This window comes from Halorubrum luteum (assembly GCF_054652935.1).
Map to the genome: position 1 here is coordinate 336,570 of NZ_BAAIGT010000002.1, position 23,753 is coordinate 360,322.

The 23,753-nt window shown below is 65.5% G+C and carries 23 protein-coding genes and 1 pseudogene; 14 read left to right on the top strand and 10 right to left on the bottom strand.

The features are described 5' to 3' along the window. Window positions 1–58: 58 nt before the first annotated feature. Window positions 59–523 (bottom strand): universal stress protein, encoded by a 465-nt coding sequence (locus tag ACYQ0R_RS01695; protein ID WP_459820619.1) that lies wholly within the window; start codon window positions 521–523, stop codon window positions 59–61. 119 nt (window positions 524–642) lie between these two features. On the opposite strand from ACYQ0R_RS01695, the gene ACYQ0R_RS01700 reads away from it, so the two are divergent. The 4 genes and pseudogenes from ACYQ0R_RS01700 to ACYQ0R_RS01715 all read left to right on the top strand — a co-directional run. Further along, on the top strand, window positions 643–3,162 hold the full coding sequence (locus ACYQ0R_RS01700) for a DUF2298 domain-containing protein (protein ID WP_459820620.1): 2,520 nt from the start codon (window positions 643–645) through the stop codon (window positions 3,160–3,162). 66 nt (window positions 3,163–3,228) lie between these two features. Further along, entirely contained in the window at window positions 3,229–3,474 is a 246-nt protein-coding gene (locus tag ACYQ0R_RS01705) for a YhbY family RNA-binding protein (protein WP_459820621.1), read from the top strand. Beyond that, window positions 3,474–4,379, top strand: a complete 906-nt coding sequence (locus ACYQ0R_RS01710; RefSeq protein WP_459820622.1) for a mechanosensitive ion channel family protein — start codon at window positions 3,474–3,476, stop codon at window positions 4,377–4,379. Before ACYQ0R_RS01705 ends, ACYQ0R_RS01710 begins: the two co-directional genes overlap by 1 nt. A gap of 52 nt (window positions 4,380–4,431) precedes the next feature. Further along, a pseudogene (locus tag ACYQ0R_RS01715) lies at window positions 4,432–4,605 on the top strand (ferredoxin); the annotation flags it as partial. A gap of 62 nt (window positions 4,606–4,667) precedes the next feature. On the opposite strand, the gene ACYQ0R_RS01720 reads toward ACYQ0R_RS01715, so the two are convergent. After that, window positions 4,668–6,344 (bottom strand): acyl-CoA mutase large subunit family protein, encoded by a 1,677-nt coding sequence (locus ACYQ0R_RS01720; protein WP_459820623.1) that lies wholly within the window; start codon window positions 6,342–6,344, stop codon window positions 4,668–4,670. A 114-nt stretch (window positions 6,345–6,458) separates the two neighbouring features. Continuing rightward, window positions 6,459–7,559: a potassium channel family protein gene (locus ACYQ0R_RS01725; protein WP_459820624.1), complete on the bottom strand. Its 1,101-nt coding sequence runs from the start codon at window positions 7,557–7,559 to the stop codon at window positions 6,459–6,461. A gap of 27 nt (window positions 7,560–7,586) precedes the next feature. Here ACYQ0R_RS01725 and ACYQ0R_RS01730 point away from each other — a divergent pair, with 27 nt between their 5' ends. Next, window positions 7,587–7,847 carry a hypothetical protein gene (locus tag ACYQ0R_RS01730; protein WP_459820625.1) on the top strand — a complete coding sequence of 87 codons (261 nt, stop codon included), beginning with the start codon at window positions 7,587–7,589 and terminating at the stop codon, window positions 7,845–7,847. Between the two features lie 61 nt (window positions 7,848–7,908). Here ACYQ0R_RS01730 and ACYQ0R_RS01735 read toward each other — a convergent pair whose 3' ends face one another. After that, window positions 7,909–8,337 (bottom strand): hypothetical protein, encoded by a 429-nt coding sequence (locus ACYQ0R_RS01735; RefSeq protein ID WP_459820626.1) that lies wholly within the window; start codon window positions 8,335–8,337, stop codon window positions 7,909–7,911. Window positions 8,338–8,525: 188 nt separating this feature from the next. On the opposite strand from ACYQ0R_RS01735, the gene ACYQ0R_RS01740 reads away from it, so the two are divergent. Further along, window positions 8,526–9,083, top strand: a complete 558-nt coding sequence (locus ACYQ0R_RS01740; protein ID WP_459820627.1) for a diadenylate cyclase — start codon at window positions 8,526–8,528, stop codon at window positions 9,081–9,083. Between the two features lie 192 nt (window positions 9,084–9,275). Then, complete coding sequence (gene fer / locus ACYQ0R_RS01745) at window positions 9,276–9,932, top strand: ferredoxin Fer (protein WP_459820628.1); 657 nt, start codon at window positions 9,276–9,278, stop codon at window positions 9,930–9,932. Between the two features lie 51 nt (window positions 9,933–9,983). On the opposite strand, the gene ACYQ0R_RS01750 is transcribed toward fer, so the two are convergent. After that, window positions 9,984–11,246 carry an RNA-guided endonuclease InsQ/TnpB family protein gene (locus ACYQ0R_RS01750; RefSeq protein WP_459820629.1) on the bottom strand — a complete coding sequence of 421 codons (1,263 nt, stop codon included), beginning with the start codon at window positions 11,244–11,246 and terminating at the stop codon, window positions 9,984–9,986. Window positions 11,247–11,459: 213 nt separating this feature from the next. Between ACYQ0R_RS01750 and ACYQ0R_RS01755 the strand changes: the two genes are divergently transcribed. Continuing rightward, window positions 11,460–13,493, top strand: a complete 2,034-nt coding sequence (locus ACYQ0R_RS01755) for an AMP-dependent synthetase/ligase (RefSeq protein WP_459820630.1) — start codon at window positions 11,460–11,462, stop codon at window positions 13,491–13,493. A gap of 96 nt (window positions 13,494–13,589) precedes the next feature. On the opposite strand, the gene han is transcribed toward ACYQ0R_RS01755, so the two are convergent. Then, window positions 13,590–15,536: a Hef-associated nuclease gene (gene han, locus ACYQ0R_RS01760; RefSeq protein ID WP_459820631.1), complete on the bottom strand. Its 1,947-nt coding sequence runs from the start codon at window positions 15,534–15,536 to the stop codon at window positions 13,590–13,592. Window positions 15,537–15,681: 145 nt separating this feature from the next. Here han and ACYQ0R_RS01765 point away from each other — a divergent pair, with 145 nt between their 5' ends. From ACYQ0R_RS01765 to ACYQ0R_RS01790, 6 genes are all read left to right on the top strand, one after another. Further along, the gene (locus ACYQ0R_RS01765) at window positions 15,682–16,272 is read left to right on the top strand and encodes a Mov34/MPN/PAD-1 family protein (protein WP_459820632.1); all 591 of its coding nucleotides are present in this window, start codon (window positions 15,682–15,684) and stop codon (window positions 16,270–16,272) included. After that, a complete protein-coding gene (locus tag ACYQ0R_RS01770; protein ID WP_459820633.1) occupies window positions 16,269–16,706 on the top strand; it encodes an FAD synthase family protein in 438 nt (145 codons plus the stop codon). Before ACYQ0R_RS01765 ends, ACYQ0R_RS01770 begins: the two co-directional genes overlap by 4 nt. 97 nt (window positions 16,707–16,803) lie before the next feature. Then, entirely contained in the window at window positions 16,804–18,162 is a 1,359-nt protein-coding gene (locus ACYQ0R_RS01775; protein WP_459825635.1) for a heme o synthase, read from the top strand. After that, window positions 18,159–18,878, top strand: coding sequence for a DUF7546 family protein (locus ACYQ0R_RS01780; RefSeq protein ID WP_459820634.1), 720 nt, complete (start codon window positions 18,159–18,161; stop codon window positions 18,876–18,878). Before ACYQ0R_RS01775 ends, ACYQ0R_RS01780 begins: the two co-directional genes overlap by 4 nt. A 112-nt stretch (window positions 18,879–18,990) precedes the next feature. Beyond that, a complete protein-coding gene (locus ACYQ0R_RS01785; protein WP_459820635.1) occupies window positions 18,991–19,227 on the top strand; it encodes an Rdx family protein in 237 nt (78 codons plus the stop codon). 3 nt (window positions 19,228–19,230) lie between these two features. Further along, window positions 19,231–19,422, top strand: a complete 192-nt coding sequence (locus ACYQ0R_RS01790) for a hypothetical protein (RefSeq protein WP_459820636.1) — start codon at window positions 19,231–19,233, stop codon at window positions 19,420–19,422. A gap of 185 nt (window positions 19,423–19,607) precedes the next feature. On the opposite strand, the gene ACYQ0R_RS01795 is transcribed toward ACYQ0R_RS01790, so the two are convergent. The 4 genes from ACYQ0R_RS01795 to ACYQ0R_RS01810 form a co-directional block, all read right to left on the bottom strand. After that, on the bottom strand, window positions 19,608–20,462 hold the full coding sequence (locus ACYQ0R_RS01795; protein WP_459820637.1) for an ABC transporter ATP-binding protein: 855 nt from the start codon (window positions 20,460–20,462) through the stop codon (window positions 19,608–19,610). A gap of 11 nt (window positions 20,463–20,473) precedes the next feature. Further along, window positions 20,474–21,349, bottom strand: a complete 876-nt coding sequence (locus ACYQ0R_RS01800) for an ABC transporter permease (RefSeq protein ID WP_459820638.1) — start codon at window positions 21,347–21,349, stop codon at window positions 20,474–20,476. Continuing rightward, window positions 21,349–22,365, bottom strand: a complete 1,017-nt coding sequence (locus ACYQ0R_RS01805; RefSeq protein ID WP_459820639.1) for an ABC transporter substrate-binding protein — start codon at window positions 22,363–22,365, stop codon at window positions 21,349–21,351. Before ACYQ0R_RS01805 ends, ACYQ0R_RS01800 begins: the two co-directional genes overlap by 1 nt. A gap of 211 nt (window positions 22,366–22,576) precedes the next feature. Then, on the bottom strand, window positions 22,577–23,632 hold the full coding sequence (locus ACYQ0R_RS01810) for a CPBP family intramembrane glutamic endopeptidase (protein ID WP_459820640.1): 1,056 nt from the start codon (window positions 23,630–23,632) through the stop codon (window positions 22,577–22,579). Window positions 23,633–23,753 lie beyond the last annotated feature (121 nt).

Sequence of the window (23,753 nt, forward strand, 5' to 3'; positions counted from 1 at the left end):
AGGGCGTCCGTCTCGGCGGGTAAAAAGCAGTGTGACTCGGCGGCCGCAGGCGACGATGTCAGTTCGATCCGCCGACTGACGGGGTGACGACCGAGCAGGGAGCGTGCCGCAGGATCGATTGGGCCACGCTCCCGAACAGCGCTTTCGCCGCCAGCGGCTCCGTCCGACCGAGTACAACGACGTACCGTGCGTCCTGGCGCTCCGCGTAATCGACGATCGCTTCCTCGGGGTCACCGAGCATTCCGACGGTCTCGACCGGCGGGTCCGCCGTCTCTCCGGCATCCACGTCAATATCGGCGTTCTCCACCGCGTCGTTGGCGACAGCCTCGGCCGCGTCGCGGACGTCGTCGATATCGACGGTTTTCCCGGCCTCGGCACTGCGAACGCCGATGTCGACGAACTTCGACCGAGTCATCGAGTGAACGACGTGGACGGGCTCTTCGAAGGCGGCTCCCAGTGACACGGCCTCGTGAACCACGTTCCGTGAGCGGTCCGACCGATCGACTGCCGCAATGACGACCATACGGGGGCCATGTCGGCCGAGTATATAAATCTCGAAGCGGACCGGCGTCCGAACTCTCCGCACTCGCCCGCCCGACCAGAACCCGAAGCGGTATAGTTGCGGGGTCGTGTGCCTCACGCATGGAGTACGGGCTAGTCGTCTGGTGGCTCCTCGCGTTCGCCGCGCTCTCCGCGCTCGCGTTCCCACTCACTGCTCGCCTGTTCCGGACGCTCCCCGGCAAGGGAGCTGGACTCGCGCCCACCGTCGCGCTCGCCGCCCTCGTCGTCGTCGGCTACTGGGTCGGCCGGATCGGATTCGGTCGGCCAACGCTGTGGGTGGCGCTCGTGGCGCTCGCAGTCGCATCCGCCGTCCTCGGACTCGACCGGGACGCGCTGTGTAACCGCCGCGAGCTCCGGCTCGCGGATGGGATCGGGCGGGTCGACCGTCGCGAGGTCGCCGCCTCCGCGGTCGTGTTCGCCGGAGCGTTCCTTCTCGTTGCGGCGGTCCGGAGCGCCGACCCGGCGGTCACTCCGACGGCCGGCGAGAAGTTCCTCGACTACGGCCTGCTCCGGGCGGTGCTGCGGGCGGACGTTGTTCCGGTATACGATTTCTGGTTCGCGGGCGAGTCGTTGAACTACTACTACGGCGGTCACCTCGCGGCCGGGATGGTGGCGCTTTTGACGGGAACCGATCCTCCGTTCGCCTACAATCTCGCGCTCGCCGGCTTCTACGCCTGCCTCGTCGCCGGCGCGTTCGAGCTCGCACGCGGGATCGCTGCCGGTCGCGCTCGCAAGCGGGAGACGGCAGCAGAGCCGACTCCCTCGTCGAACGCTTCAGTGGAGCCGACGCCTCCGTCGCACGCTCACGGACTTCGTGCGGGCGTCGCGGCCGCCTTCCTCGTCGGGCTCGCCGGTAACCTCGTCACGGCGGTGCAGGCCGTCGCGGGAGTGATCCCCGGTGCGCTCGGCGACCGGTTCGCCGAAGCCATGGCAGTCGGCCGGCTCTCGGCAGCCGACCTCCGTGCGGGCGTGGACGGGTTCTTCTACTGGGATTCGAGCCGCGTGATCGACGGGACGATAAACGAGTTCCCGCTGTTCGGCTTCCTCAACGGCGACCTGCACGCACACATGACCGGTGCACCGTTCCTGCTGCTCGCCGCGGCGGTCGCGTACGCGTACTGGCTCACGCCGGCCGCGGAGCTCCGTCGCCGACGACTGCTGGTGTTCGGCGTCATCCCCGTTCTCGGCGGGACCCAGATCGTGATACACACGTGGGATTTCCCGACCGTGTTCGGGCTGCTCTGGCTGGCGCTGACGTTCGCGCCCGCCGCGCCGCTCCCGCTTTTTCCGTGGGGCCGAGCCGCCGCGACCGCGATCCGGGACCGGTTCGGAACGGGACCTCTCACGACCGAGGTCGGGCGGACCGGGGGCGCACTCGCGGTGACTGCAGTCGCGGGCGGCGTCGGCTTCCTGATCGGTGCGCCGTTCTTCCTCGGCGCGTCGACCGGACAGGAGCCCGCGCTGCTGGACGCCGCCGACCGCTCCGGACTGCTCGAGCTGCTCATCGTTCACGGAGTCTTCGTCGCGGGGTTCGGCGCATACCTCGTCGGCCGCCTCGGCGACCGAGTCGGGGAGCGCCAGTCCGACGCCGGCCGGCTCCCGCTTCTTTTCGGCGTCGCCGCGGTCGTCGCCGTCGCGCTTCTCACCGGCTTCCACGCGGTCGCGGTCGTCGTGCCGCTGCTCGCACTCGGCTGGGTTGCGCTCCGGCTCGACCGGGACGTCGGCTACGAGACCGCACTCCTGATCGGCGGTGCGGGACTCGTGGGTCTCGTCGAGCTCGTCTACGTCGTCGAGGCCGCCGGTCCCGGGCGGCTCAACACGGTGTTCAAGGTGTACTTTCAGGTGTGGGTCATCTGGGGGGTTGCTCTCGGGGTCGTCCTCGCGGAGCTGTGGGATGGCGGGTTCGCCGGGCGAGCCTCGCGAGACGGTGGATCCTCCGGACGGGAGACGGCCCTCGATCGGACCCACGCCGAGACGCTGGTCGCCCGTCGTGTGGCCGCGCTTCGGGACCGCCTCCCGGCGGGCGTGACCGTCGCGCGACTGGTCGTCGTCGCGCTTCTCGTCCTGTCGGCTCCGTACGCGGGGCTCGCACTCGCCGAGCATTTCGACCGGTACGACGCGGGGACGCTCCACGCGACCGCGTTCGCCGAGACGGACCACCCCGAGGAGGCCGCGGCGATCGCGTGGCTGGACGAGACGGCAACACACGAGGACGTCCTTCTGGAGGCGCCGGGAGCCAGCCGCTCTCCCGAGGGGCTCGCGGCCGACCCGTCAGTGCCCGGCATGTACGACTGGCGAGCGAACCCGGCCGCCAGCCTGACCGGCGTGCCGACGGTCGCGGGATGGGCCCACCAGGTCGGCTATCGCGGCGAGGAGGCGTACTACGACCGGGTCGCCGACGTCGACCGCGCGTACGCCGGCGGCCGGCCGGACGGCAGCGGGGCGACGGGAGACGACAGCGCTGGGGTTCTCGACGCGTACGACGTCGACTACGTCTGGGTCGGTCCGACCGAGGAGGCCAGATACGGTGAGGTCACCTTCGAGGCGCACGGCGAGGTCGTCTTCGAGAACGACGCGGTCAGGATCTATCGGATCGACTGACGCCGCGGACCGGACCGGGCCGGTCGGCATCTCAAGCTTCAATGCGGACGAGCGTGTTCTCGACGTATGAGCGACCAGCAGCTTCGCAAGGAAGCACACGACCTCGACGTCACGGTCTGGGTCGGCAAAAGCGGCGTCGACGCCGTCGTCGACGAGCTCGCCGACCAGTTGGACGACCGAAAGCTCGTGAAAGTCAAGTTCCTCCGCGCGGCTCGCGGCGGGACCTCAACTGACGAGCTGGCGGCCGAGCTTGCCGAGGCGGTCGACGCCGAGCTGATCGAGACGCGCGGGAACACGGCGGTGCTCCACTGATGTCCGGGGCGCATGCGTCCGACCCGTCGGCCGCACAGGTCGCGCCCGCCGAGGAGCTCCTCGAGCCGTTTCTCGGTCCAGCTGCGGGACTCGTCGTGTCGGCCGCGGTGTTTCTCATCGTCATCGTCGCGGTGTACCTGCTCAACAAGTCGGTCGTCAATCCGCTGGTCGAGCGACTGCTCGAACGCCAAGGACTCGAAGAGCACGCGCGCCGTCCGCTCAACAAGATCGCGACGTTTCTGGTGCTGTTCGCCGGGTTAACCGTCGCGTTCGGTGCGGCCGGCTACGACGACTTCCTGCGGTCGCTGGCGACGATCGCCGCGGCCGCGACGTTGGCAGTCGGCTTCGCCTTACAGGACGTGATCCGGAACTTCGTCGCGGGCGTGTTCATCTACACCGACAGGCCGTTCAAGATCGGCGACTGGGTCGAGTGGGACGGCAACTCCGGCATCGTCGAGGACATCTCCTTCCGAGTCACGCGAGTCCGGACGTTCGACAACGAGCTGTTGACGGTGCCGAACCACGCGTTGACAAGCGGTGTCGTGAAGAACCCGGTCGCGAAGGGGACGCTCCGACTCAAGTTCGTCTTCGGGATCGACTACGACGACGACATCGAGGCGGCGACCGACATCATCGTCGAGGAGGCGAACGAACACTCCGAGATCCTCGAGGATCCGGCGCCGTCCGTGCGGCTGAACGAGCTCGCGGACTCGTACGTCGGGCTCCAGTCACGGTTCTGGATCTCCGACCCCTCACGAGCGGACTTCGTGAAGATCCGCGCGGAGTACGTGCAGTCGGTGAAACAGCGGTTCGACGAGGAGGACATCACGATCCCGTTCCCGCAGCGCACCGTTGCGGGCCGTGATGCGTGGCAGGAGCCCTCGACGTTCGGAAGCGAGGCCTGACCGCGACGCAGGCGACGCCCGCGGCCGACACACGAATCAGGACCCATGACCCACGTTCCGCATCGACCCCGCGCCGGAGCCGGACCACTGGCACGACGCGGCCGCGGAACGGTTCGGCTACCCCCGTCTGTCCTGTCGGATCACCGTCGACCGACCACTGACGGTACGGCTCGTCGATAAACTCGTCTGGGGACAGCTGCTGCCCCGCCGGTCCGGCAGGGAGTGACGAGAGCGAACGCGGCGCGCACGCCCCTCGTGGCTGTCCGGCCCCCCGGCCTCCGTTCGGTACTACCGGTCAGGGCTATACTCCCCGAACTCCTCACGGAGGACGTCGCTTATCTCTTGGACGGTCGCGTACGTCTTCACGGCCTCGATGATCGGCGGGAGCAGGTTCTCGGTCCCGCGGGCGGCCGATCGGACCGACGCGAGCGCGTCATCGACCGCGTCGTCGTCGCGGTCGGCTTTGATCGCCTCCAGCCGCTCCCGCTGGGCGGCCTCCTGATCGGGATCGACCTCCTCCAGATCCATCTCGGGCTCCTCGTCGACCTCGAAGGCGTTGACGCCGACGACGATCCGGTCACCCTCCTCGATCTCCCGCTGGCGCTCGAAAGCGACGTCCTGTATCTGCCGCTGGACCCACTGGCTCTCGACGGCCGCCAGCGCGCCGCCACGCCGGTCGATCTCGGACAGGATCTCCCGTGCGTCCGCCTCGACACCGTCCGTGAGGCTCTCGACGTAGTACGATCCCGCGAGCGGGTCGATCGTGTTCGCGGCACCGGACTCGTGTGCGAGGATCTGCTGTGTGCGGAGCGCGGTTCTGACCGACTGCTCGGTCGGGAGCGCGAGCGCCTCGTCTTTCCCGTTCGTGTGGAGGCTCTGTGTTCCGCCGAGAACGGCCGCCATGGCCTGATACGCCACGCGCACGACGTTGTTGTCGATCTGCTGGGCGGTGAGCGTGGAGCCGCCCGTCTGGGTGTGGAACTTGAGCTGTTTCGCCGCCGGGTTCTCCGCGCCGAACCGCTCGTCCATGATCCGCGCCCACAGGCGGCGAGCGGCGCGAAACTTCGCGGCCTCCTCGAACACGTCGTTGTGAGCATTAAAAAAGAATGAGAGCTGCGGGGCGAACTCGTCGACGTCGAGGCCGGCGTCGACGGCGGCCTCCACGTACTCTATCCCGTTCGCCAGCGTGAACGCCACCTCCTGTGCGGCCGTCGAGCCCGCTTCACGGATGTGGTAGCCGGAGATGGAGATCGTGTTGAACTTCGGCGTCTCGGACGCACAGAACTCGAAGACGTCCGTGATCAGCCGCAGCGACGGCTCCGGCGGGTAGATGTAGAGGTTCCGCGCGATGTACTCTTTCATGATGTCGTTCTGGATCGTCCCGCGGAGTTCGCCACGATCGACGCCCTGCTCGTCGCCCATCGCGACGTACATCGCCAGCAACACCGCCGCGGGTGCGTTGATCGTCATCGACGTCGACACCTCGTCGAGCGGGATCCCGTCGAACACCGTCTCGAAATCGGCGAGCGTGTCGATGGCGACGCCCGACCGCCCGACTTCGCCTTCCGCCATCGCCGCGTCGGAGTCGTACCCCATCTGTGTCGGGAGGTCGAACGCCATCGAGAGGCCCGAGGAGCCCTGGTCGATGAGATAGTTGAATCGCTCGTTCGTCTCGGCCGCGGTACCCATGCCGGCGTACTGTCGCATCGTCCACAGCCGACCGCGGTGCATCGTCGAGTAGACGCCGCGGGTGTACGGCTCCTCGCCCGGGAAGCCGACGTCCGCGCGGTAGTCGTGGTCGTCGAGATCGGCGGGTGTATATAACGGGTCGACGGTCTGCCCGCCGGTGTCCGTGGTGAACTCCTCGAGACGCTCGCCGAACCGGTCGACGGTCGCGCCGTAGGTCTCCGCCTCCCACGTCGCTTTCGCCTCCCGAATCGCCTCGAGTTCCTCGGGGTCGAACATTATCGATCCTCGGCCCGAGCGGAACTTAAATCCGAAGGTCGCGGCGTGGAGGACACGTCAACGTACTGTTGGAACCGCTCTATCGCCTCGTCGGTTCCGGCAACGACGAGCTCGTCACTCCGCTCGAACGTACAGCTTCCAGACGCTCTCCGGATCGTTCGCTCGTGCGATGAGTTCGACGTCGGGCTGCAGATGCTTCACGAGCAGTGCCGTGTAGATCGCTGCCGCGTCGTCGTCCACCGCCAGCACCAGCGATCTGGTGTTCTCGATGGCCGCTCGCTCGAGCGTGTCGCGTTCCGTGATATCACCCACGACGTCGATCGATTCGCCCGGACTGGCATCGACGACCGTCACGTCGACGTTCTCCTCCGTGAGCCGTCTGGCAGTCGCACTCCCGACGTCGCCGTATCCACAGACGACGACTCGGGATGGGTGGCCGGTGTGTGGCGGGAGCTTGCGGAGGTCGGTCCTCTCGAGTCGGCCTCGCTCGTCGGTGAGGAGAAGAATGCTGTTTTTCGGGATCGTCGTCCTCGGCGACGGGGAGATGAGAAACCGGGGACCGAACCAGCCGCCTATCACGGTCACGTCGCCACCCAGCACGTCGATCTCCTCGATCGTCCGTCCGACGAAACTGCTGTTTTCCTCGACCAGATACTCGTCGAGCTCGAGATCCGCGTCGGCGCCGACGGCCGTCTGGAACCGCTCGGAAACCGTCTTTATCGACCGGTTGGCGAAGCTTTCGCCAAGACTCTCCTTCGAGATGACGACGTCGTCCGCGCCGGCGTACTCGTGGTGGGGGGCCGCCTCGCGCGTCTGGACGACGCTGACGATCTGCATCGAAGGATTGACTCGCTTCGCCGAAAGAATAACCGTCGGATTGGTTTCATCGTCGAGGTCCGCAACGAGCGCGGTCGCGTGTTCGGCGTTGGCGTTTTTCAGCGTCCCGACGCGTTCGGCATCACCCTGTATCGCTGGGATGTCGGCCGCAAGGAGCTGTTCGACCAGGTCGGGATCGGACTCCACGATCAGATACGGAATCTCGGCAGTCTCAAGCTCGTCTATCAGCACGTCGTCGGCGCCGGAGTAGCCACAGATGATGACGTGGTCCCGGAGATAGCTCGTTATCGGCGGCGTCCCGTCGAGCGCATTCCGCAACAGCGGAACGCCGAAGAGAGGAATTGCGAGAAAGACGACCAGCACCCCGGTGAGATTCATCACAAGCACCATGAGAGCGAGCAGACTGTGATCGCGCCAGAGACCGGTGTCACCGCCGAACCCGGCGGTCGTAAGAGCCTCGATGACGACCTGCAAGGATTTGATCGGCGAGCGATCCTCGACGCCCGCGATACTGATGACGGCCTAGTGGTAGGTGACTGCGTAAGCGATGACGACGCCGACGAGCCCAAAAACACCCAAGACGAGCCGTCGACGCAGGCGCGTCCGTTGTCGACGGTCGTCGGAGAGATCGACCATAGAACGCGGCTACAACCGGAAACGCATTAGTTCTGGTTTTTCGAAACGATCCGGTCAACTGAGTCGTCGCGTTCGGTATCGTGGTGCGATGTCAGCCGTTTCGTGGGTCGTTGACTGGCGGCACCCACCGAACGATGGCGTCGTCGATCTCGACTTCCAGGCGCGTGGTCGCGCTCTCAACAGCGGCCAACTGCGGGTCGGACGTGTCGAGACGAACCGAACACCGCGAACACTCGTCGGTGATGGCGTCGGCTGCCGAGCGAGCGTCCGTTTCGATCCGTCCGGAGTGTTCAGCCCGCGTGTAGGCATCGTCGGCCGATACCGAGTGGTCATACCCCCGTCCGTTCGTGATCCTGAACACACGGCACGCCTCGGGATACTCCCTGATCATCTCGCGGAGCCGTCTCGGCTCGATGGCCGCGGCGTCGGTGTCGCCCTCGATTTGTGTTTCCTCGACGACGTAGAGGTCGGGATCGCTGTCCGCTACCATTCCGTTACGCAGATCGTCCACAACGCCCATTCTACACGGATCATACGGCTGATCAGTAATGTATGTTACTGAGTCACAAAGGATGTAGAGTCGCAACGAGTGCCGCAGACCGGCCAGCCGACACGTCGTACCGATTGGGCCGGGAGCGTCCGAGCGCAACCGTGGTCGAGAGGGGATTTAAGCTGTTCCGGTGTCTACAGCGGGTTGAACCGACTCTCATGGATGAACTCGACCAAGTGTTGAGCAAGTACGCAACCAGTCAGGATCTCATGGACCGGATCAGATACGTCTCCGAGTCTCTGAGCATCTCCTTCGACAGGTGGGACGAGAAGTACGTGAGCGGTCCCAGCCTGTATTTTTTGATCGTGGCCGAAACGGATTTCGAGACGTACACCGACTCGCTGGGGGAGAACGTCTGGCCGACCGACCGCTGCAAGCTCGCCTCCGACTCCTCGGAAAAGTTCAAACAAGTCGCTGAAGACGTCGCGTTCAGCCGGGACGGAGCGATCATCGTGACCGGGGATGGAACGATTCAAAAACAGATGGTTCGGGTTCGGAGCCCCAGTCCAAACGAGGTCCCGGAGGTTACACAGCTCAGTTATCCCGACTGGATGGGAACCAAACACATGAGCGCGCTGGAAACGTCGCTTCGTGAGAACGTTCTGTGGGCGATCACGCTGAGCGAGGAGGACGGTCGCGTTACGACGTATCTCGACGGCACGTATCAGGATTATCCGCGTGAGGAGATCGGCGGTCGGTGGCGGCCAGAAGCGTAGCTACTCCCCACATATCGGTCGCTCGCGTTTCGAATTGGTGCACTCTCACGCAACGTGTATCGAGCCGTCCCCCCCCTCCCAAGTACGCGGATAGTTAACAGTTCTCTCCGTAGTAGTGGAGCCACGAGTCCCGGCAGACTCCGGGACGTTGAGAGCCGTTTATGATGCTCCGTCGCATAGCGTGGGTATCGAATGGTCTCCCCGTTCGAGGTGCTCGGCGTCGACACCGATGCCGACCAGACGACGATCCGGCGGGCGTACCGCGAGCGGATCAAGGAGGTCCACCCCGATCAGGGGGGAAGCACCGAGGAGTTCCAGCTCGTCCGGCGCGCGTACAGCCAGCTCAAAGAGCGGGACCCCAACGGTGATGACGAGCCCGCCGCCGATATCGACCTCGATACCGGCGACGCGGGGACCGGGGAGGCGTCGTCGGTCCGCGTCGAGTTTCTCGATTACGCCGTGGTTGCGGATTACGGCTGGGAGCTCGACGATGACGACCTGTTCGCGAAAGCGTCCCGTGCCGACCTCGCGACCGACGACTACGGTCGGCTGCTCGCCGAACCCACCGAGAGCCTGCTTGAAGCCGCCGAGAACCGCGGGTTCGCGTGGCCGTTCTCGTGTCGGGGCGGTGCCTGCGCAAACTGCGCGGTGTACATCGCCGAGGGCGAGCTCTCACAGCCGACGAACCATATCCTTCCCGAGGAGCTGTCCGAACGCGGCTTTCGGCTGTCGTGTAACGGCTATCCGCTCACCGACGAACTACAGGTCGTGTTCAACGTCAAACAGCGTCCCGAACTCGAGGAGCTGATGTTGCCGCCCGGTCCGTTCGCGAGAGCGCGGACAAATTGACTTCCTCCACACGGCTGAAGCCGTGGGATTCCCACGCTGGGATATTACGGTTCACGGAACGACCTGTTCTTGTGGGGCTACTCGCCCCGTGGATTTGTCGAACAGGCGTACCGAAGGCTGAGCCAAGCAGCCGTTACTCCTATCCTGTGTCGGATTCGGAGTTACCGTCGCTCGCATATTCTCTGCCGCGTTCAGGTCGCTATTGGCGACCAACTCGCAATTCTCACACACGTACAGGCCACGTTCGACTCGATTCGAGTCAGCTTCCGTTCCACACTCACAACAGGTTTTCGACGTTTTCAACCCTGCTTCGTCTACACGCTCTACGTCGATACCGCGTTCTTGGGCTTTGTACTCGATGTGGCTGAGTAGTGTTTCAAACGCCCAGTCGTGCAGGCGTTTGTTGCCGTGTCGTCCCCAGTCTTCATCCTCACGGATGTTCTTCGGATGGCCGACTGCAATTGTCCCAACACCTCGGTCAGCACACTGCTCAACAATGTCTTTCGACAGAGCGTGCAGGAAGTGTTCTTGTCGCCGGGATTTCTTCTGTCTGGTCCACTCTGCGTGGTCGCTTGGCCCATTTTTCCCCTCCGTCTCGTATTCCCGCTGTCGGAAGTAGTGGGCGTCTTCTTTCAGGGCGTTGCCGGGATACAGCAGTGTCTCGTCACCGACAGAGACAGCTGCCGTGTTGCAGATACCAAGGTCAACACCTGCGGTCTTCTCACCTGGTGTCTCAGGCGTTTCACCCCGCATCTTGCAGACGAAATGGAGCTCCCACTGCTCGCCAGTCCAGACAGCACGCACCGTCTGGACGCTTTCAACGGCGTCAAGCATCTGATCGTCTGTTTGGAGTGTGTATTCACAGAGGATGTAGTCAGCGGCGTAGCGCGACTCTTTCATGTTCGTGCCTTTCGAGAGACGGACACGGTTGTACTGGGTATCGAGTTTGAAGCCCTGATGTTTCCACGTCACTGTCGAGCGTGGGTGGTCGTCGCCGTGTTTGCGGTAGCCGGGTGGATTGGCGTCTGGGTCGTCTTGTTCGTACCACGAGATGAACGCCTCACCGAGTTCCTGAAGAACTCGCTGACTAGATTGGCTGTGTAGGTCTGCATAGCGTTCGTGAGTCTTGAGGTACGAACAGAGTTCGTCTGCATCTGGAATGTGGCCGATAGCGTCCCAGACACGCGAGATTGTCCATCGCCCGACGTTCCACAATTTCGACGCGGCAAAGCCATGCGAATCGAGGTCGTCACAGACCTGCGAGTGGTTGCGGATACTCGCTTTGAGTGTCCGAGTGATGACCTGATTCGACATATGTAGTCATAGTACTTTTACTTACATAAATTTTTTGGTATTTCGACGTGGAATATCCAACCGTGCCTACAAGCGTGGAGAGATTCCCAGTTGTCGGCTTCATCCCACGGCTAAAGCCGATGGGCTTTCGCCTCGATACCGCTGTAAACGATGAGAAACGTGGAAACGAACAACTACCCGATCGTTTATTAGGGTTCGGGGGGTGGGGCCGACATGGAGTGGGAGGAGGTCGAACGCGAGTTCGCTGACGACGTGGTGGCGTCCGAGACGCTGCCCCGAACGTTCGAGCGAACCGCCGAACGCAACGCCGACAGGGTCGCACAGCAGTATAAGGGGGGGATCTACGACCGGTCGTTGGTGACGGAGGGGGTCGTGCCATCGGTGCCGACCGACGAGTACGGCGACGTGACGTACGCTACGATGCGCGACATCGTCCGGAGCCTCGCGGCGGGGTTCCGCGATGTCGGCGTCGATCACGGGACGCGCGTCGCCATCTACGCGAACACCCGCATGGAGTGGGCACACGCCGACTTCGCGGCGCTCGCGGCCGGGGCGGTGGTGACGACGGTGTACTCCTCCTCGTCGCCGAGCCAACTCACGTATCTGCTCGAGGATCCGGAAGCGACCGTCGTGGTCGCGGAGAACCGTGACCTGCTCGACGAGGTCGTCGCCGTCCACGGCGATCTCGACCACGAGCTGGAAGCGATCGTGACGCTCGACGATGTCGATGCGGACGCACTGGACGACGACGCCCCTGACGTGTTCACGCTGGGTGAGCTTCACGACCGTGGCGCGGCGGCGTTCGACCCGGACGCCTACGAGTCGTGGCTCGCGGAGACGGACGTCGGCGACCTCGCGAGTCTCATCTACACCTCGGGAACGACCGGGAAGCCGAAAGGGGTGAAGCTCACACACGCCAACTTCCGAGAGAATCTCAACCAGTGTTACAAGCGGTTCGGCGATCGGCCCGACCGCGACGACGACGTCCCCGGGATCTCGCCGGCGTCGACGACCCTCTCGTTTCTTCCACTGGCGCACGTGTTCGAGCGGCTGGCTGGCCATTACATGATGTTCGCGGCGGGCGCGACGGTCGGCTACGCCGAAAGTCCGGATACGCTCAGGGAGGATTTCGGACTCGTTCGTCCGACGGTAACGACGAGCGTCCCGCGTGTGTACGAGAAGCTGTACGATGCGATACGGAAGCAGGCGAGCGAGTCGCCGGTGAAGCGACGAATCTTCGAGTGGGCGGTTGAGGTCGGCCGGACGCATCACGAAACCGACGACCCTGGGGTGATCCTCGACGCGAAACGCGCGGTCGCGGACACGCTCGTCTTCTCGTCGGTTCGGGAGGCGATCGGCGGCAACGTCGACTTCTTTATCTCCGGCGGCGGGTCGCTGTCGGCGGAGCTGTGTGCGCTGTATCACGCGATGGATCTGCCGATCCTCGAGGGGTACGGACTCACCGAGACGTCACCCGTGATCTGCGTGAATCCGCCGGAAGAGCCTCGCGTCGGGACGATCGGTCCGCCGGTCGTCGACACCGAGATCGCGATCGACGTGACGCTTGCCGGCGATGAGGTAGCGGAGGTCTCCGGCGACGTCGGCGAGTTGCTCGTCCGCGGCCCCCAGGTAACCGACGGCTACTGGAATCGCCCCGATGCCACCGCGGAGGCGTTCACCGAGGTGGACAGACTGCCCGAGGAGGCCGTCGTCGCCGGAACGCCGCCGGACGAGCGTGACGGCGACCCCGAGGATCCGTGGCTCCGTACCGGTGATATCGTCCAGCTCCGACCGGACGGGTACGTCTCGTTCCGCGAGCGGGCGAAACAGCTGCTCGTGCTCTCGACGGGAAAGAACGTCGCTCCCGGTCCGATCGAGGACCGCTTCGCGGCCAACGAGTTCGTCGAACAGTGCGTCGTGATCGGCGACGGGCGGAAGTTCGTCTCCGCGCTGATCGTGCCGAGCTTCGAGCGCGTCGAGGAGTGGGCGGAGACACGCGGGATCGATCTCCCGGATGATCGGGCGGCGATCTGTCGCGACGACCGCGTCCACGACCGCATAGCGGAGGAGGTCGACCGCGTCAACGAGGGGTTCGAGCCGTACGAGCGGATCAAGCGGTTCAGGCTCGTCCCCGAGGAGTTCTCCGAGGAGAACGACCTGCTTACGCCGACGATGAAAAAGAAGCGACGGAACATCCTCGAACGCTTCGCGGACGACGTCGAGATGATATACGAGCAAGCAGAGTAGCGGACCGAGGAACCGACGACCGTGCTGGCGAGCACCGGGCGCTCGTCACGAGCAGTCGCGAACGATTGGATCTCGGTGGTCGCGAAGGATGGGGACTCAGTCGTCGCGGACGGTCGAAGATGACAGCGTCTCGTCGATCTCAGCGTCGGCCATCTTTTCGACGAGCGTCTCGATCACGGAGCGACGGCGACCTTTCACGAACTTGATCGAGCCGACGACGAGGTGTCCGCCGCCGGAGACGCCCGCCTCGGGCAGCTCCTCGTTCAGCTCGGTCACCATCGTGGGGATGTCGAGACGCACGCCGTCCGAACGAAGCACCGCGAAATCCGGTCCGTAGCCGATGGTGATCACCGGATCGCCGGTCTCTCGTACCCTCGTGTCGTGGAGCTCGCCGGTCGTCTTCCCTGGTGCGGGGTAGGTGAACCGGTGGGCGTACTCGTCAAGATCGATCCGGTAGAGGTGTGCGCCCGAGGCGAGTCGCTCGTGTTCGACGTGTTCGTCGACCGCATCGAGCTGCGTTTCGACGTCGCGTGCGGCACGTTCGGAGAGAAACTCCACGAGCTCCTCGTGACGCTCCGGATCGTCACAGCCGACGTTCAACGCATCGTTGACGAGCGTCTTCCCCTCCGAGTAGCGGAGCCAGTGGGCCGCGTAGTCGAGCGCCTCGCCGATATCGAGCAGCTCCGCCTCGTCGTAGCCGGCCTCGGCGGCGAGCGAGACGTACTCGTCCATCACCTCGGCTTTCGAGCGGTCCGACAGGCCCGCGACCGCCGGAACGTGTTCGAGCTCCGCGGAGAGCGACGGGTCGATCAGTCGGGCGAGCTCGACACACATCATCCCGGTCGTGACCCGGTAGTCCTCGTCGTGAAGGTACGGATTGACGTGGGCGTCGAGCAGTCCGCCGACCGCGTCCGGATCCGGATGGTGGTGGTCGACGACGGCGATTGGGATGTCGTAGTGGGCGAGGTTCTCGTAGGCCGGAACGTCCTCCTCCGTCGACCCGTTGTCGAGCATCAGCAGGAACGGGAGCTTCTGTCCGTGTCGAGCGCGTCCCTCCAGCGCAAAGTTGAGGTCGCGCGTGACGTCTTCCATCTCGTAGAACGGTGCCTTGCTCGGCAGTCGCTTGAACAGATGTTGTGGAGCGTTCGGGTCCTCGTGGAGCTCCCGGATGAACTCCTCGAGCGCGATCTGGACGGGGATCGCCGCGCACATCCCGTCGCCGTCCGCGTGGTGGCGGACGCGGATCGGTCGCCCGGCGAGCACGGTGCGACGGAGTAGTCGGGCCAGCTCACGGAGTTCGTCGTGGATCGACTCGAACGCTTCCCACTCGACGAGGGGGTCGATGTCGGCCGGCTCGGCGCGCTCGTCGAGTGCGGTTTCGTAGCGCTCACGGGCCTCGGCCGCGCGGTCGCCCGAGAGGGTCTCGAGGGAGTCGACCTCGAGCTGGAGCGCGTCCTCGCGCGTCTCCACGGTGCCCGCGACGTGGACCATGTCGCCGACCTCGACGCTCGGATACGCGCGAACGCCGGCCTCCTCGAACGCGGCACAGGAGACGACGCCAGACGCGTCGGCGACGCCGAAGATCGTCGGACCGCCCGTCTGTTTCGCCTGAACGACCTCCCCCTCGACGGTGACCTCGTCGCCCGGCGAGAGACCGCGAACGCGCGAGATGGTCGGCTCGTGTTCGACGGGTTCCGTCCGGTACGTCGACGGAGTCACGTCGTCGAAGGCGATGTCGCCGTTCTCTTTCACCTCGGTGAGTCGGACGATCACTCTGTCGCCGACGTCGTACTCGCTCTCCAAGTTCGACTCGTGAACGAGCCCCGAGACGGCATCCGAGACGTCGACGAACACGCCGTAGTCGACGACGCCGTTCACCTCTGCGTGATACAGTTCGTCCGTTTCGACGTCCTCGAGGGTGCAGTCGGGTGCCAAATCGTGGACGACCGGTCGGTCGTCGGTCGTCCCCTCGGCCGTGATGGCCTCGGGTTCGGAGCTCGAATCGCTCCGCGTGCCGGAATCCCCGGCGGTCTGTTCGCTCATGTACTTCGTTCGGTAACGGCCGGTGTTAAGCCTGTTCTATCGCGCCCACGGGAGGCGACCGCGGCAGCGGCGCAAAAACGTGGAGCCGCCGTCGCCCCGCCGACGGTCCGGAACCCATATGAGGTGACGGGGACTTCGTTCGGACATGCGACTGTTCCGGTCGGACGAGCTCCTCGGGATCGCTCGAGAGACATTGGAGTTCATCCTCGAGGCGAGCGAGGAGACCCACCCTGACGAGTATATGGGGTTCCTCCGCGCGGACGATGCGAGAAAGCTGAACATCGACCGACAGGGACAGGTCATCACGGACGTCCTCGTCATTCCCGGCACGGAGTCGAACCCGGTGAGCGCCACCGTTCGGTCGCACATGAAGCCGAACGACATGCGGTCGGTCGGATCGGTTCATTCGCATCCTAACGGAGCGTTGCGTCCGAGCTCGGCCGACCTCGCCACGTTCGGACAGGGCGAGGTCCACATCATCGTCGGCGCGCCGTACGGCTGGGGCGACTGGAAGGCGTTCGACAACGAGGGGAAGCCGACGACGATCGACGTCCTCGACGTCGAGGTGCCCGACGAGCATTTCTTCGATTTTACCCAGGAGGACATCGACCGCGAACTCGTCGAGGAGGGGTACGACCAGGGAGTCGTCCGACCGGACGACGACCGACACACGAGACACGGTGACGAACGCGACGACGATGAGAACGACGGTAGGTTCCTCTCGTGGCTCAGATGACGAGGGTCGTCGCGCAGGGAACCTTCGACCTGCTACACCCCGGACACGTTCACTACCTCTCCGACGCAGCGAGCTACGGCGACGAGCTCCACGTCATCGTCGCCCGCGACGATAACGTCACCCACAAACCGGCACCGATCCTCGACGGGAAGCAGCGCCGCGACATGGTGGAGGCGCTCGAGGTCGTCGACGAGGCGCGACTCGGCCATCCAGAGGACATCTTCACGCCGATAGAGGCGATCGACCCGGACGTGATCGTGTTGGGGTTCGACCAGCATCACGACGAGACTGCGATCGAGACGGCGCTCGCCGACCGGGGGATCGAGTGTCGCGTCGAGCGGGCAACCGGGCGCAACCCCCGCCACGCGGACGAACTGCTGTCGACCGGCGACATCATCGACCGGATCGTCCGGCGACGCGGACCCGGAGACTGAATCGGGGTACGGAGAAGCGCGGCATCTATATGGGACGATACCGTACTCGTTTGTAGTGTCGATCGATCGATTTCCAGCGGTCCTCGCGACGACGGTCATGGGGGCGTACCTCCTGCTCGTCGTCGGGACGACGACGTCGCTAACGGAGGCCACGGCCGCATGTTCGGGGTGGCCCGCCTGTGGGGGCGGCTACGCGCTCCCGACCGAACTCGCCGGCTGGATCGCGCTCGGTCACCGGGCGATAGCGATGGCCGTCGGCGTTCTCGTCGTCGTCTCTGCCGCTCTCGCCTGGATGGGTGACGTGAGTCGCCGCGTTCGCGTCGCGCTCACGGTCGCGCTCCTGCTGTTTCCGGTACAGGCCGGGCTCGGCGCCCTCGTCGCGGTCGGGCAGCTTCCGCCGTCGGTCGGCTCCGCACATCTCGTCGTCGGCGTCGCGATCTTCGGCGGCGTCCTCGCGGCGCTCGCGTGGCGGCTCGAATCCGAGACCGGCGAGCCCGACGACGCCCCGGAGTCGTTCGACCCCGGTGCCGACGATCTTCCGCCGGCGGAGGAGGCCCCCGAACCGGCGATCCCGGAAGCGGCGCTTCCGCGCCTGCGGGCGACTGCTGGCGCGTACTTCCGGCTGATGAAGCCGCGGCTGATGTGGCTGCTGTGTCTCGTCGCGGCGGCCGCGATGGCGCTCGCGGGCGGCCCCGGGTTCACGCCGTACGCGGTCGCCGCGACGCTCGTCGGGGGCTCCCTTGCGATCGGCGCGTCCGGGACGTTCAACCACGTGCTCGAACGCGATGTCGACAAGCGGATGCAGCGAACCAGCGACCGGCCGCTGGCGACCGACCTCGTTCCGGTGCCGAACGCCATCGTGTTCGGGCTCCTCCTGACCGCCGCCTCGCTCGCGCTGTTCTGGAGTATCAACCCGCTGACTGCCGCGCTCGGGCTCGTCGCGATCCTGTTTTACAGCATCGTGTACACGCTCATCCTCAAGCCGAACACGGTCCAGAACACGGTGCTCGGCGGCGCAGCCGGTGCGCTTCCGGCGCTGATCGGCTGGGCAGCGGTCACCGGGACGATCGGCAGCGGGGGAGTGTTGCTCGCGCTCGTCATCTTCCTGTGGACGCCGGCGCACTTTTATAACCTCGCGCTGGCGTATCGCTCCGACTACGAGCGTGGCGGCTTCCCGATGATGCCGGTGGTGCACGGTGAGACGGCAACCCGCAGGCACATCGTCTGGTATCTGGGGGCGACGCTCGTCGCCGCTGCCGTGCTCGCGGTCGTCGCGGAGCCGCTCGGCGGGCTGTACGCGGCCGTCGGGGTCGCGCTCGGTGCCGTGTTCCTCTGGGCGGTGATACGGCTCCACTACGAACAGACGGAGACAGCCGCGTTCCGGGCGTTCCACGCGTCGAACGCGTACCTCGGGCTGCTGCTTTTCGCCGTCCTCTTCGACGCCCTTCTCGTATGAGCACCGACGCCGGATCGAGCGACCGTGCGATCGTCGATGGTCTCAGGGAGATCGGTCGACGCGTCGGTGCGGCGACGCCGGAGCTCCGTACGGTAGGTGTCACAGCACTGCTGTTGAACGTGCAGGCCGTTCTCGTCGTCGCGTACTACGCTGCGCTCGGCTCGTTTCCGTCGACGCCGAGATACGTCATCTACGGGCTAGTCTGGGTGAACGTCTCCGCGCTCGTCTTATATAAGGCCCCGATCCCTCGCGGCTACGATTTCGAGACGCGGCGCCGGGCGCTCGGGATCGCTGCCGGCTACTTCGCGCTGCTCGCGTTCTTCGCCGGGCTCGTCGCGACCGGCGTGCCGGAGCGGGCGGTCGACGCCCGGGTCGCGTGGCTCCCCCCTGGATGGGGACCGGCGTTCGTGTACGCCGGCGAGTATCTGACCGTCATCGTGATGCCGGCGTATCTGCTCGGCTACCTCGCGTTAGCGAAGCTCGTGTACGTCGCCGTTCTCGAGGCGTCCGGATCGGTCGTCGCGGGGATCGTCGGCCTGTTCTCGTGTATCTCCTGTACGCTGCCGATCCTCGCGATGATCGGCTCCGCGGTGTTCGGCGGGACGGGCATCCTCGCGGCGACCGCGCTCGACGCCTCCTACGACCTCTCGACGGCCGTGTTCCTGCTCACGGTCGCCCTTTTGTACTGGCGTCCCGGATTCGAACGGTTTGGATAGGTCGCGACGGGGATCGCGGACACTCGCTCGACGGCCGGACGCCCCGGACGCCCGGGACGCCCCGGACGTCGCGTGCGGAGGTTTAACCGACGGTAGCGTCAACGGTCGACGCATGACACGCGTCGAGATCGAGTACTGCGTACCGTGTGGCATGTTGAACCGCGCTCAGGACGTCGCCGAGGCGGTCCTCACACAGTTCGGGGAACGGGTCGACGAGGTCGCGCTCGTGACCGGCGACGACGGGGTGTTCGTCGTCCGTGCTGACGGCGACGTCGTCTTCGACAAGACCGAAGACGAGTTCGACGTCGACGCCATCGTGCGGGCGGTGAAACCGTACGTGGAGGCATGAACGATGGGTGCGGACGCTGACGATGACCCGAGCCGCGGAAAGCGATCCGACCTCGAGGACGCGGTCGTCCGATTCCTCGACGACACCGACACGGCACTCGAGGAGTACGACCAGGGGTACGCCGACGCGGACGCAACGCTCTCGGTGATCCGGACCCATCTGTCGGAGCTTCGTGACGCGGCCGTAGACGAGTAGCCGAAGCTTCGTGACGCGGCCGTAGACGAGTAGCCGAAGCTTCGTGACGCGGCCGTAGACGAGTAGCCGAAGCTTCGTGACGCGGCCGTAGACGAGTAGCCGAAGCTTCGTGACGCGGCCGCCAGGTAGTCGGTGCTCGGACGTCTCGTTCCATCCGGCCTAACGCTCCGATCCGTCCGGTCCGTCTATCGCGTGGCACCGATCAGCTCGCGGATCCGCGCTACGTGGTCGCCGAACGCCGGATCGTCGCGCCGTCTCGGTCGGTCGACGTCGACGTCGACGACCTCGCGGACGCGACCAGGCTCGGCGGCCATCACGACGATCCGGTCCGCGAGCGTCACCGCCTCGTCGACGTCGTGCGTGACGAACAGGACGGTTTTGCCCGTCGACGACCAGACGTCGAGCAGCTCCCGCTGGAGCATCTCGCGAGTCTGTGCGTCGACCGCGCCGAACGGCTCGTCCATCAGAAGCAGATGGGGGTCGACCGCGAGCGCTCGCGCGATGGCGACGCGCTGTTTCATCCCGCCGGAGAGCGATTTCGGGTACGCGTCCCGGAAGTCGGCGAGCCCGACGAGTTCGAGCATCTCCTCGACTCGATCCGCGCGTTCGGTGTCGCTCAGGCCGATTCGTTCGAGGCCGAACGCAACGTTTCCGGCGACGGTGCGCCACGGAAACAGGTGGTACTCCTGGAACACGACGCCCATCTCGGTCGTCGGCCCGGTGACCGGCGTGCCGTTCAACAGAACCTGGCCGTCGGTGGCGTCGATTAATCCGGCGATCACGCGGAACAGGGTCGTCTTCCCGCAGCCGGAGGGACCGACCAGACAGACGAACTCCCCGTCGGCGACGGAGAACGTCACGTCGTCGAGCGCGCGGACGGGCTCGCCGCCGTAATACGTCTTCCCGACCCCGTCGACGACGACGCCGGAGCGGCCATCGTCGGTTCCTTCCGAACTCCGAGTCGTCGCCGAGTCGGTTTTCCGGATCGTCGTCGAGTCGGTTTTCCGGGCCGTCGCTGACTCGGGTTCGGACTCCGTCATCGTATCGTCGTTCACGCCCGCCACACTAACACCCTCCGTTGGACCGCGCGGAACGCCACGTCGACGACCAGATACATCAGGCTCAACACGAGGATGTACGCGATCACCTCGTCGACGAGCAGGTTGTTGCTCGCCCGCAGGATGCGACGGCCGACGCCGGGCACGCCGAAGATCTCCGAGGCGACGACGAGCATCCAGCAGCGGCCGAGACCCGTCCGTATCCCGGTCATGATCTCGGGGAGCGACGCGGGCACGACGACCGACCGAAGCATGTCGAGATCGGACCGGACGCCGAGCGTCCGACCGACGTCGAGGAGATCCGCGGAAACGCCCTCGACGGCGCCGTAGGCGGCGTAGAAGTTGATCCAGAACGCGCCAACCGCGATGATGAACGCGGCACCGGCGTGGTTGATCCCGAACCACGCGATCGCGAAGCCGATAAGCGCAAGCGGCGGAACGGGCCGGAGCAGCCGAACTATCGGCGCGCTCACGTCGTCGAGCGTCCGATTCCAGCCAAGCAGGACGCCGGAAACGACGCCGAGCAGGGTCCCGACGACCGTGCCGGGAATCCAGTGACGAACGCTCTGACCGAGCGCCGTCGTCATCTCGCCGGACGCGAGCTCCGCGGCGAACGTCTCCGCGACCGCGACCGGAGACGGCAACACGAACGGGGGCTGGGTGAGCGCCGCCAGATGCCAGACGACGAGGAACCCCGCGATGCCGAGGACGCCCCGCAGTGCGCGGGTCGGATCGAGGCGTCGCCACGCGTTGCCGACCGCGTCATCGTCGCCGACCGCGTCATCGTCGCCGACCGCGTCATCGTCGCCGACCGCGTCATCGTCGCCGACCGCGTCATCGTCGAACCCGTCGTCGATCTCGATCGCCATTACAGGGAGTCGTACACCGACAGATCGAATATCGTCTCGGTTGCGAGCTGGTCGTCTATCTGGCCGTTGCGGTTCGCGAACTCGGAGAACACCTGCGTCGCTTCGACGATCTCGTTGGGGTCGGTGATGAAGTTCAACAGCGGCGAGTCGAGCGCCCGACGCGCGCGGTCGGCCGGCATCCCGATCCCCTCTTCAACGTGCCGCGCCGTCTCGTCCGGATTCGCGTCGATGAACTCGGTGGCCCGGACGTGCTGTTCGACGAACTGGCTGGCCAGCGGCGAGTCGCGCACCGCGTCGCTCATCAGCGTGACTGCGGCGGGTTGCCCGGGAAGGATGTCGGCGGCCGTCCGGAGCATCCGGACCGATGACCCCTCCTCGTCGGCGATCGTCGGCACCGGCTCCATGATCGATGTCCCGTCTATCTCGTCGTTCGCGATCGCCTGCCACACCGCGCTCGCACCGTTTATCTCGATTATCTCGACGTGCTCGCCGGGCGTGACGCCCATATCCTCCAGCCAGAAGCGTAAGAGAACGTCGGGAACGCTTCCCTGCGGGAACGTACCGAACCGGAACGGGCGACCGTGGTCGTCGGCAAAGCGCTCGAACGCCTCGCCGCCGTGGCTCTCGAACGTCTCGTGGAACGACTCCTCGGCCATGATCCCCATCGGCTCCCGGATGTTCGCCGCGGTCACCTGCGCGGCGAGCCCGCGGTCGATGACGATCATCGCCGGCACGATGCCGAACATCGCGACGTCGATGTCACCCCCGGCGAACGCCTGCACGATCGCTGGGCCGTCAGTGAACTCCTCGCCGGCTATCTCGGCGTCGATCTCGGAAAAATACCCCTCTCCTTCCATGACGTACCACTGGAGGTCCGGATATATCGGCATGTGTGCGACCGTCAGCTCGTCGAGGGTCGCCCCGCCGCCGAGACAGCCCGCGAGTCCGACGGTCGCTGCACCGCCTGCGGCCGTGAGAAACGATCGCCGTGACGTCGTCGCTCCGTTCGTCTGCATACCAAAGTGTACGGCTCCGACATCAATACGGCGGCGTCACGGGTAATCCTGGACCGTAGCGAATACGCTCCTGAGTCCGTCAAACTGGATTCATTCGGCGTCTCCGGCGGCTTGTCGGCCGTTCCTCATGAGGCGCACAATCCGGGACGGTGGCGAACGTTGCCGGCGTCCGTGACGACGACAACAGCCTCCCGGTCGACACAGAACTCGATCAGATCCCGAACAGCAGCGTGCTCATCTCGGCGAACTCCTCGAACTCGTCCGCGTACACGACCGAAATATAAAGCAGGGTGAAGATCACCGCGTTGTGGAGCCCGTGTAGCAGCGACGGGACGACGATGTTCTCGGTGTACTCGTACACGATGCCGAAGACGAGACTGGGGAAAAACAGGATCGCCACGGTCGTGAGCCGACCCGTGATGCCGCCGGTCAGCGCCATCACGTGGACGAACGCGAACACCGCAGAAGCGATCACGATGGCGGGGGCGGCCGACATCGACTCCCGGAGCCGGCCCTGAACGACGCCGCGGTACAGAATTTCCTCGCACGGACCGATCACGAGGAACGAGGCGGCGATGAACAGGGGAATGACGGCGGGGTTCGCAAGCGCGACTTCGGCGCTCTGGTTCGCGGCCGTCTCGACGCCGATCAGCTGGATCACGAACGAGATCCCCATCACCGAGACGAGGATCACGACCCAGCCGCCGATCACGATCCCCACCTCCGTCAGGCTCGGCCAGCGAACCCCGAGATACGAGACGATCCCGGAGCGGTCGAAGCCACGCCACGCAAGGTACGCCACCGCGAGACCCGCGAACGCGACGTACTGGCCCACGAACAGCGTCAGGAGAATATTCGCGATAAACCCGAGCTCGAACACCGCATCGAGCGCGAACACGCCGATCCCACCGGCGAGCGCGATCAGCGGACCGAGCAGCCCGAGCGCGACCGCCACCGCGAGCGCGACGATCGGCCGCCCTCTGTCGTCCGCGCCGCCAGGCGTCTCGGCGGATGCATCGTCGGGGAGTCCAGCGGACACGTCGCGGGGCTCCTCGGCCGGTGCGTCGTCCGCCGAAACCGCGGCGGCGGACCGGTCGTCTTCGACCGCATCGCTCCAGACGAACTCGTCGTCCGGCTCCGGCTCGTCGGAGGGGCCGGTCGACTCGTCGGAGGGGCCGGTCGACTCGTCGGAGGGGCCGGATGGGTCGTCGGAGGGGCCGGTCGAATCGTCGGGAGGGCCGGGTGGGTCGTCGGATCGGTCGGTCATTATCCTCTCGTAGGACGCCCGCGCTCAAAGGACTGTTCGTCGCGGTGGATTATAGAGTATCAAGGAGAATACCTGCGGCTTCAGCCGCAGGATGAATCCGACAATTCTGAGCTTGTCCACG